The 11,582-nt window shown below is 57.9% G+C and carries 10 protein-coding genes; 9 read left to right on the forward strand and 1 reads right to left on the reverse strand.

Going from position 1 to position 11,582, the window contains the following annotated elements:
• Positions 1-130: 130 nt before the first annotated feature.
• The 3 genes from JRZ79_RS24460 to sph2 all read left to right on the forward strand — a co-directional run bounded on the left by JRZ79_RS24460 (position 131) and on the right by sph2 (position 3,769).
• Entirely contained in the window at positions 131-781 is a 651-nt protein-coding gene (locus tag JRZ79_RS24460) for a universal stress protein (protein WP_012289615.1), read from the forward strand.
• Between the two features lie 372 nt (positions 782-1,153).
• Positions 1,154-1,756 carry a rod-determining factor RdfA gene (rdfA, locus tag JRZ79_RS24465; RefSeq protein WP_010904053.1) on the forward strand — a complete coding sequence of 201 codons (603 nt, stop codon included), beginning with the start codon at positions 1,154-1,156 and terminating at the stop codon, positions 1,754-1,756.
• Positions 1,757-1,816: 60 nt separating this feature from the next.
• The gene (gene sph2, locus JRZ79_RS24470) at positions 1,817-3,769 is read left to right on the forward strand and encodes an SMC-like protein Sph2 (protein ID WP_227970948.1); all 1,953 of its coding nucleotides are present in this window, start codon (positions 1,817-1,819) and stop codon (positions 3,767-3,769) included.
• A 56-nt stretch (positions 3,770-3,825) separates the two neighbouring features.
• On the opposite strand, the gene JRZ79_RS24475 is transcribed toward sph2, so the two are convergent.
• Positions 3,826-4,530, reverse strand: a complete 705-nt coding sequence (locus tag JRZ79_RS24475; RefSeq protein ID WP_205252874.1) for a TrkA family potassium uptake protein — start codon at positions 4,528-4,530, stop codon at positions 3,826-3,828.
• A 245-nt stretch (positions 4,531-4,775) separates the two neighbouring features.
• On the opposite strand from JRZ79_RS24475, the gene kdpF reads away from it, so the two are divergent.
• From kdpF to JRZ79_RS24505, 6 genes are all read left to right on the forward strand, one after another.
• Complete coding sequence (gene kdpF, locus JRZ79_RS24480; RefSeq protein ID WP_012289616.1) at positions 4,776-4,865, forward strand: potassium-transporting ATPase subunit KdpF; 90 nt, start codon at positions 4,776-4,778, stop codon at positions 4,863-4,865.
• A gap of 2 nt (positions 4,866-4,867) precedes the next feature.
• Positions 4,868-6,616: a potassium-transporting ATPase subunit KdpA gene (gene kdpA, locus JRZ79_RS24485; RefSeq protein ID WP_010904056.1), complete on the forward strand. Its 1,749-nt coding sequence runs from the start codon at positions 4,868-4,870 to the stop codon at positions 6,614-6,616.
• Between the two features lies 1 nt (position 6,617).
• The gene (gene kdpB, locus JRZ79_RS24490; RefSeq protein ID WP_010904057.1) at positions 6,618-8,777 is read left to right on the forward strand and encodes a potassium-transporting ATPase subunit KdpB; all 2,160 of its coding nucleotides are present in this window, start codon (positions 6,618-6,620) and stop codon (positions 8,775-8,777) included.
• Positions 8,777-9,427: a potassium-transporting ATPase subunit KdpC gene (kdpC, locus tag JRZ79_RS24495; RefSeq protein ID WP_010904058.1), complete on the forward strand. Its 651-nt coding sequence runs from the start codon at positions 8,777-8,779 to the stop codon at positions 9,425-9,427. Before kdpB ends, kdpC begins: the two co-directional genes overlap by 1 nt.
• Positions 9,427-10,245 carry a universal stress protein gene (locus JRZ79_RS24500; protein WP_010904059.1) on the forward strand — a complete coding sequence of 273 codons (819 nt, stop codon included), beginning with the start codon at positions 9,427-9,429 and terminating at the stop codon, positions 10,243-10,245. The genes kdpC and JRZ79_RS24500 overlap by 1 nt, the downstream gene beginning before the upstream one ends.
• Positions 10,246-10,656: 411 nt before the next feature.
• Positions 10,657-11,016 (forward strand): hypothetical protein, encoded by a 360-nt coding sequence (locus tag JRZ79_RS24505; protein WP_010904060.1) that lies wholly within the window; start codon positions 10,657-10,659, stop codon positions 11,014-11,016.
• Positions 11,017-11,582: the final 566 nt, after the last annotated feature.

Consider the following 11,582-nt stretch of genomic DNA (forward strand, 5'->3'; position numbering starts at 1 on the left):
GTGTGTCGCCACACCACCCAGTACGTAACGGGAGATTCGACGAAGAGGCTGCTGATTTATCTTGAGATCGTTGAGAGCCCGCCGTCTGGGCGGGGAACGCGGCGGCAAACATCGCCGGTCGCGTAGATCCGTGGGAGAGAGCGTTCCTTGGGAATCGGAACGCGATGGCTCACCACGGAATGGGAGCGCCAGTGATAGCGCCACAGTCCACCGCAAGACGAGCGAGAACCCCAGGACCCGAGATGGAAACGACGCCGTGTATGTCCCCAACATCGACGAGCACACGGTCGATTCGTTGGCGGAGTCCGAGGCGGAGACCATCGACTCGGTACTGCTCCTCGTCGGAACCGGACCACACTCCGAACTCGCCGCAGAAGCTGCTCGTGCGATAGCTAAGGCGGCTGATGCACCAGTGACGGTTCTACACGTAGTCGATCCGGATGGCGCTGGTGAAAAAAGAGCGGACGCCGATGATCTCCTCAAATTCGCAGAGTACGTCTTGGGCCCAGACGTGACGGTGAACACGGAGCTTCAGGAAGCGCCAGAGGCGACCGAGGTAATCCTCGAGAAAGCCCAAGCACACGATCTCACCACGATTGGGGCACCCGAACAGCAGTCTCGACTCGAGGAGGTCGTGTTCGAACCGGTCCAGGAAACACTGACTCAGCGAAGTGGCGTAACAGTGCTCATGGCCAGGGACTCGGATCGAACGATACGGTCGCTCTATTACCGGTGGAAGCCGGGCATGGACGCGATAGAGGACGGTGATGAAGTTGACTGAAAGCCAAGCGGCAGTAGCGATTCGCATTCGTGAGGAGGCCCCCCCGGTGAGATTCTGCGGCTTGGCTCGGATCTGGAAGGGCTCCGCGTTGTTCAGCAGTTGTCGGACAATTCACAGCCGGTTCTGTACCGGGCAACTCTCGAGGAGCAGATCGATGGGCCTGAATCCCTCCACTGGGCCGATCTTGGCCCTGTTAGGGATACCAACGAGACGCCCACTGAACGCTGAGATTGGATGTCTATCGACGAAGCTAGTAGGAGTAGACTACCCCATCCTGCAACAATTGGGGAAGTGCGTCTCTCAGGTTTACGTCGAGCCGAACACTGCTAAGAACCGTTACACTCGTTAGATAGCGGGAGCTTGAGTGTATTAATGACGTCTGAGGAGACCCAGCCTTGTTGTAAAATCGTCCGCGTCGCTGACGACTACGACATTTCAGAGATCGACGCGAAGCTGATCGAGCGACGGGATCACGGCGATAGCCTTCGAGACCTGGCTACATATTTGAACAAGCAGATTCTCTCAGAATCTCTCAATACGGGAACGCGAGAAGTGGTCGGTGATGCAGATAGTATCTATAATGTCCTGAGGGGGGATGATGTCAATCGAAGCCGTCAGGTAGAGTTGCGCTCGAAACTCGACAGGAACGGGATCGATGTTGAGGCGGTCGAGCGCGACTTCGTCTCCCATCAGACGGTTCGGAACCATCTGCACGACTGCAAAGCAATCGATACTGGGCGAAAATCGACGGTAGATGTCGACGATGCTCAAAAAACCATCGAGTGGGCTCAAGCACGGTCAGAAGGTGTGATCGAGCAAACCATTGAACGCCTTCGGAACGCAGGAAATGTATCCGACACCCCAGCTGAGATCACTCTGTCGGTACGAGTGGGGTGTTCTGCCTGCGGACGGACCTACCGGATCGGAGAGTTCCTCGAACAGCGGGGGTGCGACTGTCAAACCGATGCGAAGTGAGCCAGCAGTATGGAGACGAATGCCGTGTCGCTTATTTACCGCTGTCGAGTAGGGGAACGTATGAGCCAACATGACACGGACGGGCGTGTTTCTGTATACGCCGAAAACATCGGCGGTATCTCGCAGTGCGACGTGACGTTCAAACCCGGAGTTAATGTCTTACGGGGGCGAAACGCCACAGGCAGAACGTCACTCCTCAACGGTCTCGCTGGTGTGCTTGGAGGGACCGCCCCCGTACTCAAGGGGGACGAACAAGAGGCAGAGGTCCGGCTCGAGTTCAATGGGACCACGTACGACCAGCAGTATACACGCAAGAACGGGACAGTGCAAGCCGCCGGTCAGCCTGTCACAGAGCGTCGTGATCTGGTCGATCTGTTCGTTTGTTTGACCGCGGAGAACCCTGCCCGTCGGGCAATCGTTCAGGACGGAAACTTGCGAGACGTGATTATGCGGCCTGTCGACACTGGTTCAATCCAGCGCCGTATCGAGGACCTCCAGAGCGAGCGAAACCGAATCGGACAGCGGATCAGAGCAATTGAAGACGATCTCGACCAACGCACGTCGCTCACGAGCCGAAAAACAACGTTGGTGAGTGACCTAGACGAGTGTGACCAAGAGATCGAGGAGTTACGGAACCAACTGGAACAGTTTGATGCCGACCCGGAAGAAGCAGAGGAAATCGAACAGGCACTCACGTCGTTGGAAGAGCGAAAGCAAGAGCTTGAATCGATCACAAATCGAATCCGAACCCAAGAAGACACACGCGAAGCTTTGCGGGATGAGCAGAGCGAGCTCCAAACGGAACGAGAGGCTATTGAAACCTCAGAGGAGGAACTGAAACGGATCGAAACGAGGCTGTCTGAACTCACTTCTCGCGAGCGCTCGCTTGCAACGACAATTAATGACCTCTCTGCCATCGTCGATTTCAACGAAGATCTGGTTTCAAACGCTGATTCAGACCTTCTTCGTTCCGGAGACGCAGCGGAGTCACCGGTCTCGAAACTCAACCCAATGTCGGAGACCGTCGAATGTTGGACATGTGGAACGGAAGTCGAACGAAACCGAATTGCTGGTCGGCTGGACGACCTCCGCGATCTCGTTGACGAGAAACGGACCGAGCGGTCCGAGGTGCAAACAGAGATTGAGGAACTGCGTGAATCACAGCAGGAGTTGCAGGAGGTAATCCACCGACGAGACGAAATCGGACAGCGTCTTAGCGAGATTTCATCGGAGATTGCACAACGAGACCAGACTCTGGAATCACTGAGCGAAGAGCGCGAAGACGTCCACCAACGACTCTCTGAACTCGAAGAGTTTGTCTCGGAGCGAGAAGCTCTGCAGGAGAGCGAACTCACCGAGCAGTACCAGCAGCTTAGTGAACTCGAATACCAGCGGGGGCAACTCGAGGAGGAGTTATCTGCTGTTCGAGAGGAGCTCGCGGAATTGGACCGGCTTGAAAACGAACGAGACCAACTCCAGGCACAGCAGGATGAGATTCAAGCAGAATTAGTGAGTCAACGAACCCAAATTCGGGACCTCGAGGAGAGCGCAATCACTGCATTCAATGACCATATGGAGGAGATTTTGGATGTGCTTCGCTACAAGAACATCGCCCGTGTCTGGATCGAACGGAAAGAGGGTGCAGAATTCAATTCGAGCCACGGAGGGTATCGAGGTGGATCTGCGACCAAATTCGAGTTACATGTCGTTCGCGAGACTGATGAAGGGCGTGGATACGAGGATACCGTGCAGAGCCTCAGTGAGAGTGAACGGGAAGTAGTGGGACTAGTAGTAGCGTTAGCGGGATATCTCGTGCATGATGTCTACGAGGTCATTCCGATGATGTTGTTGGATTCGCTGGAGGCAATCGACGCCGACCGGATCGCTGCGCTGGTTGATTACTTCGCTGATTATGCGCCTTATCTGATTGTCGCTCTCCTTCCCGAGGATGCAGACGCCCTCGGTGGCGACGAAACTTCTGTTGTCCCCGCGAGTTTCGCCTCGGAGGAGTGAGGGATTCGACGACCCAACTCGATTTACAACAGAATTGCTGTAAAACACTCTGGATGCTACTCCGTATCAGAATCACCGGTCCGTTTTGCTTCAGGTTTGAACGGTTCAACCACCTCGTTAATGATCCCCTCCTTGGAGAACACGGTAACGAGGTCGTCCGTCTCTATCTGTGTGTTACCTCGGGGGATGATGATTTCACCGTCACGTTCGACTGCAACGACAACCATGCTGGGCGGAAGGAACCCCGCGACGTCTGCCTGTTCAAGCGTCTTTCCGATGATTGGCGCCCCATCTGCAACTGAGATCTCAAAGACTTCAGCTCCACCGTCTCTATCGCCAACGTGCATGAAGCCCTGAATGCCCGGATCATGGGTGCCTCGAAACAGATATTCCGCGATCAATCGTTGTGGGTTCTCGATGATAGTGGCTCCTAGCTGTCGAAACAGTGGAATTTTTTCCTCCGCGTGGACAACACTGACGAGTGTTTCACAGCCCAACTCACGGGCTAACATCAGCACCATCAGGTTCGTGGTGTCTTGATCAGTAGTTGCGATGATTGCATCAGCGTTGCCCACCTCAGCCTCGTGCAGCGTTTCGCGTTCGGTGGCGTCATCGTGGATGACGTGGCAGTTCTCGTCCGCTTTAAACTCGTGAGCTCGCTCGTGCTCCTGTTCGATTACAGTGACGCCGATGTTGGCATCGGCCGCTAGTTCGATTACACTCGAACCTATTCTGCCGGCACCAACGATTACTGTCGTCATAGTGATATCGACTTTGCGGAGGGGAAATATAAAACACTGGTAGATCCAGAACTGTGGCAGCGAGCATCTTCATCGGGAGCGAAAGAAAACATCGAGGCTCACTGAACGCTATTTTTAAGCGAAGTGTTGCGTTGGGCTCGGATTAAGGGATGTACACCACCGTGGCTTTACACTGAATTTGTTGTAAAACTCCGTCCATACTCCGACAAATATAAATAAGGAGAAATCATCCGGGCCAGTTGCACATGCTAATCGGCGAAGCGGTACTGGCAGTAGTGACTGTAGCGGTCGTGGCGTACCTGACGTACGTCATGATGTACCCAACGAGGTTCTAACAATGGCGAGTCCACCACCAATCGTCGAGTACGCGGTGTTCTTCACCATCCTTGCCGTCCTCGTTTTCGTGGCCGGCGAGTACCTCGCGTGGGTGTACCGCGAACAGGCGAACAGCGACCATCGACCACCGGGTTACTTGTCCTGGTTCGAACGATTAGACGAGATATTCACACCCATCGAGAACGGCTTATATCGCCTGTCCGGAATTAATCCGAGACGGGAGATGACCTGGAAAGGGTACCTAAAGGCGGTACTCGTGTTTAACGTGTGTATCTGGGTGTTGTTGTTCGTTGTGTTGATGTTCCAGGATGCCCTCCCGATGAACTTCGTCGGAGTTGGCGGTGAGAGCTGGGACCTCGCATTCCACACCGCGAGTTCGTTCACCTCGAACACGAACCAGCAACACTACAGCGGTGAGACCCTCTCGGTGTTCACCCACACGTTCGGTATCGGAATCGCGATGTTCTTGACGCCCGCGACCGGGCTGGCACTCATGCCTGCGTTCGCCCGTGCGTTCACGAACAAAGAGGACCCGCGGCTCGGGAACTTCTACGAGAACGTCGTTCGGGGGCTCGTTCGGTTCCTCCTCCCGATCTCGCTGCTCATCGCGATCATCCTGATGGCTGAGGGATCCGTCCAGACGATTCTGGGAGGCCAACTCACTGCAAACACGTTCACGATGGGCATCCAGAACATCCGCATCGGCCCCCATGCGGGGATCGAGGCGATCAAGATGTTCGGAACGAACGGCGGTGGGATCAACGCTGCGAACGCGGCGACAGCGTTCGAGAACCCTACCCCCCTGAGTAACCTCGTCCTGACGCTGGCGATGCCGATCGGCACGTTCAGCGCAATCTACGCGTGGGGCGCGTGGGTCGGCAATCGAAGCCACGGAGTCGCAATCGTGGCCGCGTTCTTCGTCATCTACATGGCTCTCACTGGTGTCGCGGTCGTCGGTGAGACCGGCACGAACGCCGGCATGGTGGTTACTGGAAATGGCCTGCACGTCGACCAGACCGTTGGGAACATGGAGGGCAAGGAGACACGCTTCGGACCGACGGCCAGTGCGATCTGGGGGCTGTCGACCACGGGTACGACGAATGGGGGTGTCAACAGCATGCACAACAGCTGGACCGCACTCGGTGCGTTCTCCTTGCTGTTCGCGTTCGCCACCAACAACATCAGTAACGGTGTTGGCACGGGGCTGTTGAACATCCTGATGTTCGTCATCCTCACTGCCTTCATCGGCGCGCTGATGATCGGCCGCCGCCCGCAGTACCTCGGGAAGAAGCTCGAGTGGCAGGAGATGCGGTACGTCTTCGTCGTTATCCTCGTACTCCCGATACTGGTACTGATCCCGCAGGCAGCGGCCGTCGTGTACCAGGGCGCGATCGATTCGATGAACAACCCCGGGTTCCGCGGGTTCTCCGAGGTGCTCTACGAGTTCTTCTCGGCATCCGCGAACAACGGGAGCGGGTTCGAGGGGCTCGGCGACGGGACGCTGTTTTTCAACCTCGTCAACGGCGTCCAGGTGCTCCTGGCCCGGTACGTTCCGATCACAGCACAGCTCGCGATCGCCGGCTATCTCGCCAACAAGAAGGTGAGCCCCGAATCAAAGGGGTCTCTCGACACTGACACGCCGGCGTTTGTTGGACTCCTGATCGGTGTCATCATCATCGTTAGCGCGCTGGTGTTCCTGCCGGCGCTGGTGTTCGGCCCGATCGGTGAACTACTGAGCGGAGGGATCTGACATGGCAGAGATCACAGTCACAATAGACACGGACCAACAGAAGCAGGCGATCAGCGATTCGTTCGCCAAGCTGGACCCGCAGTACCTGGTTAAGAACCCGGTGTTGTTCGTCGTCGAACTCGGGACGATAATCGGCTTGGTGATGACGATCGCTCCGGGACTGTTCGGCGCGACCGGCTCGCGCGTGTACTACGCGGTCATCACGGTGTTGCTTGGCTTCACCGTAATATTCGCGAACTACGCCGAGGCGTACGCGGAACTGGAGGGTGAAGCGCAGGCAGATAGTCTCCGTGCATTGCAGACGGAAGCCGAGGGCAAACTACTCCAGAACGACGACGTCGACATCGAAGACATCAGCGAAGACGACTACGAGGTGGTCGCGAGCACTGAGATCGAGCAGGATGCGGTCGTCTTCGTCGACGAGGGTGACATCATCCCACGCGACGGGACCGTCGTCGAAGGCAGTGCCTCGGTCGACGAATCCGCGATCACCGGCGAATCCGAACCGGTCATCCGCCAGTCCGGCGGTGACCGGACGTCCGTGGTCGGTGGGACCGAAGTGCTCTCCGACCGGATCAAGGTCGAAGTGACCTCCGAGGAGGGCGAATCGTTCCTCGACCAGATGATCGGCCTCGTCGAGGACGCTCAGCGGCAGAAGACGCCGAACGAGATCGCGATGACGATCCTCTTGAGTGGACTGACCCTCGTGTTCGTCGTCGCCGTCGCAACGATGTTCTTCTTCGGCGAATACCTCGCCAGCTTCGTCGGTGGATTCGCTGGCCTGGACGTCGCCGAACTGGTTGCGCTGCTCGTCGCGCTCATGCCGACCACCATCGGTGCGCTGCTGGCAGCCATTCGCGTCGCCGGGATGACTCGCGTCACGCGGCGCAACGTCATCGCGAAGTCCGGACGGGCAGTCGAGGCAGCCGGTGATCTCGACGCGCTGATCCTCGACAAGACGGGGACGATCACGACCGGTGAGCGCGTCGCACAGGACTTTCACCCGCTCGGTGACGCGGACGACGCAGACGTCGTCCGGGCGAGCTATCAGTCGTCACTGTACGACGAGACGACCGAGGGTCGTTCGATCGTCAAGCTCGCTGAGAAGATGAACGGGAAGGTACAGACCGACGGCGGACAGTCTGCTTCCGAGGAGCTCGACGAACCCGGCGATTCCGTCGACGCACCTCGTGACGTGTCTGTCACCCTCGATGCCGAGGGGCTGTCCGAAAGCAACTTCGTCCCGTTCTCTGCGGAGACGCGGATGAGTGGAATCGACCTTTCGGATGGGACGGAGATCAGAAAGGGTGCCGTTGACGCAGTTGAAGAGTACGCGACTACCGTGCCGGGGAAACTCCGGCAGAAGTCGAACGCGATCAGTGAGAGCGGCGGGACGCCGCTGGCAATCGCCGTCGACGGGCAGGTCGTCGGCATCATCGAACTGCAAGACGAGCTGAAGCCGGGGATCGCCGATCGGATCGCGGAGATACAGAAGATGGGTGTCGAGACGATCATGGCGACCGGTGACAACCAACGGACGGCACGCTGGGTTGCCGATCAGGTCGGCATCGACGAATTCCACGCGGAATTCGACCCTGAGGAGAAAATCGAACTCGTGGAAGACATCCAGGACGACGGGAAGCTCGTCGGTATGACCGGCGACGGGACGAACGACGCCCCGGCACTGGCGAAGGCCGACGTCGGCCTCGCAATGAACGCAGGGACGAACGCTGCGAAGGAAGCCGGTAACATGGTCGACCTCGACTCCAACCCCTCGAAGATCATCGAGGTCGTCGGTATCGGGAAGCAGCTACTGATGACTCGCGGGTCGCTGACGACGTTCTCGGTCGCAAACGACGTCGCGAAGTACTTCGTGTTGCTTCCGGCGATCCTCGCGGCCGCGATCCCCGGACTGGGGGCGATGGACATTTTGAACCTGTCCACGCCAGCGAGCGCGGTGACGGCGACGCTGATGTACAACGCGTTCATCATTCCGCTGCTTATTCCCCTCGCACTCCGTGGTGTTGATTACAAAGCCCAGAGCGGTGCACAGCTGCTGCGGAAGAACCTCATCGTATACGGTGGCGGTGGCCTCATCGCCCCGTTCATCTTCATCAAGGCGATCGACATGCTGTTCGTTGCCTTAGGGGTGTTCCAATAATGAACCGCCAAGATCTCGCAGTGCCACTGCGGCTCCTCGGTGTGAGCCTGCTCGTTTTCGGGCTGCTCTACCAGGGGTCGCTGATGGCCATCGGTGATGCAGTGTTCCCGAACAGTTCCGCTGGTAGTCCCGTCTACGTTGACGGCCAAGAGCAGCCGGTCGGCTCGCAGATGATCGGCCAGCAGTTCCGTCCCGGCCAGCCTGAGGACGTCCAGTACTTCTGGTCGCGTCCCTCGGCGAACGATTACAACGCGATGACGTCTGCCAGCACCAACTGGGGCCCGACGAATCCGCTCTTGAGTGAGCGGGTCCGTGCGGACCTCCAGAACATCTCGCAGTACGAGACTCCGGACGACTCCGTCCCGGTCAATCTCGTCTCCGAGTCGGGCTCCTCGTACGACGCCCACATTTCCCCGGCGGCGGCGGAGTATCAGGTGCTGCGAGTTGCCAATCAGACTGGCATCTCCGAGCAGCGCCTGAACGAGATGATCGACGAGGCGACGAAGGAGCCGTGGCTCGGTATCTGGGGTCACGAGCGTGTGAACGTACTCGAACTCAACCTCATGGTCCGAGACGCACTCAACGAGCAGAACGAGACTGACCAGAACAGCGATATGAACGCGTCCGAAATAGCGAACGGTGACCACTAATGTCAGCACGAAACGAAACCGGTTACGAGCGCGTGCTCGTTCCAGTCGGCGACAAGTCGGATCCGAACATGCTCACCGAGCTGTCGAGCATCCTCGTAGACCCGAGGCGCGGTGCCGTTCGGTTCACGCATGTGACGACAGATCGGAGTTTCGTCGGAAGCCAAGAGAACTGGCGCACGGGGTCCGATAGCGTCGCCGAAAGCCAACACACCCTTCGCGAAGAAGGGATCGAGAGTACAGGGACGATCCGGACGGCCTCCTCAGCCCTAGACGGGATCCTGGAGGAAGCCGAGGAGTACGAAGCGGATGCCATCCTCATCGGGTGGACAGACAAGGACTCGGTGTCGAGTCTCGTCGACAAGCTCCTTCGGAAGGCGGGCTGTGACGTCATCGTCTTCAGTGCCGACCGGGATCCGATAGACACTGACTCGATACTGGTGCCAGTGGTCGTCAAACCCGACGCAAACCGCCTCCAAATGCTTGCGATCATGAGCCAACGAACTGGCGCCTCGATAACCTTCACGTACGTCACGGGCGACGAGGGAACGGACGAGGAGGGACGCGGCCTCCTCGATCAGTCGGCCGAACGGCTCGCCGAGTACGGGGTTCAAGCTGAGACTGAGCTCAAGAGCGCAAGCAGTGCTGTCGACGCACTCGGCCAACTGTCCGAGGACTACGACGTGATGGTTATCGGGACCTCACGCGGGTGGTGGCTTCGGAAGACGCTGTTCGGCCGGAAGACAGACAAGATCGCGCAAGAAGCGCAGTGCTCGCTTCTAATGCACAAGTGGCAGGGGGAGGTGCCACCGGAGTCCTGAGGGCCGCCGTGACAGACTCACGCAACGCGGCCGACGCTATCAACGCGTGAGCCGGCTCGTGTCGAACAGATTCAGACCGCGAGAGCAACAACAAACAAGGAGCATTTCCAAGCGACGTACATCGCCCGAGGAACCGACCACGACGCGGATGCTGCCCGTTCTGGTATGAGCGCCCCTTGATCGCGGTCGGTTCGTAATCGCGGATCTAGAACGGGAAGACCGGTGGATGTCCGTTGCACAAGAAGTCACTGATAGCCTAGAAACCACCCGGTGAGTTGTGGCACGTTCACCCGGTTGACCCCACCGAGACCCGCTCACCCCTCAGGGTGACTCGGATCTGTATTGGTTCTTCTGCCGTGAGCAACAGAACCACACATCAATCGTTATGAGGGGTGGATTCGATACCCAACTATGGATCGCTCGCATCCACCCCTCGGGATCAGCGTTGTCTCCGGCATCTGGTTGCTGATGGGGCTGTTGAATGGAGCACAGACCGTTCGAGTTGTGACCACCGGACCAGTGTCGTCCGAACTTTTGCTCCCGCTTGGTCTGGTCAGCGGAGTCTCGATTGCCTACCTCGTGGTCGGGATCGGTCTCTGGAGAACCCGGTCATGGGCATGGAAAGGTGCCATCGTACTGGCGGTCATCGGTATTGTCGGGAGTTTCCTTCAGCAACCCGTGGGACTGCTCATTGCCCTCTTGTTGCTCTGCGTTGGGGGCTATCTGATACTTGAGCGTGACCAGTTCCTGTCTGCCGAAGGTGCCATTTGACTTTCAGTCACGAAACGATGACTGGGTTTGAGTCCGCCAAGACTGTAGATGCCCCACCGAACGATGTGGACGGCTGGACTGGTGTCTTCGTCACGGCCCACCGTTCGCATTGGGTTCTTCTCTGCGTTCGCGGCTTGCTTCGCTCGCAATCGACTATTCCGGGAGTGAATCAACACTCACATAGTGTGTAAAGACTACCCGTAGCAACATCACGAAAACCAGGCAGGAAGCGGGGATTGCCAGCGAGGGTGGCAGGACTCGCATCGTGACTATCCACTTGGCCGCTACTGCGTCGCCTCTGAACTCCGAGACGGGACCCCGGAAGCGGTATCTCGAGCCCGATTGGGCAAGACGACTATTCCTTCGGTGATCACGGCTTGTCGTGAGTGGCCTCTTCTGTACTTCCAAACCCCAAGAATTGGAGTCTCTCCTCAGAGTCAATCAACGAAACTGCTTCGATCTTGATATCGAACCCGGCCAGATCGTTTTGAATGGCCGCAGGTTGGCTTTGGCAGTTCGCGATAGCGACGACATGGAAGCTGTGGCTGCCACTGTGGTTGATCCGA

The sequence above is a fragment of the Halobacterium sp. BOL4-2 genome (genome assembly GCF_016917835.2).
GTDB lineage: Archaea > Halobacteriota > Halobacteria > Halobacteriales > Halobacteriaceae > Halobacterium > Halobacterium salinarum.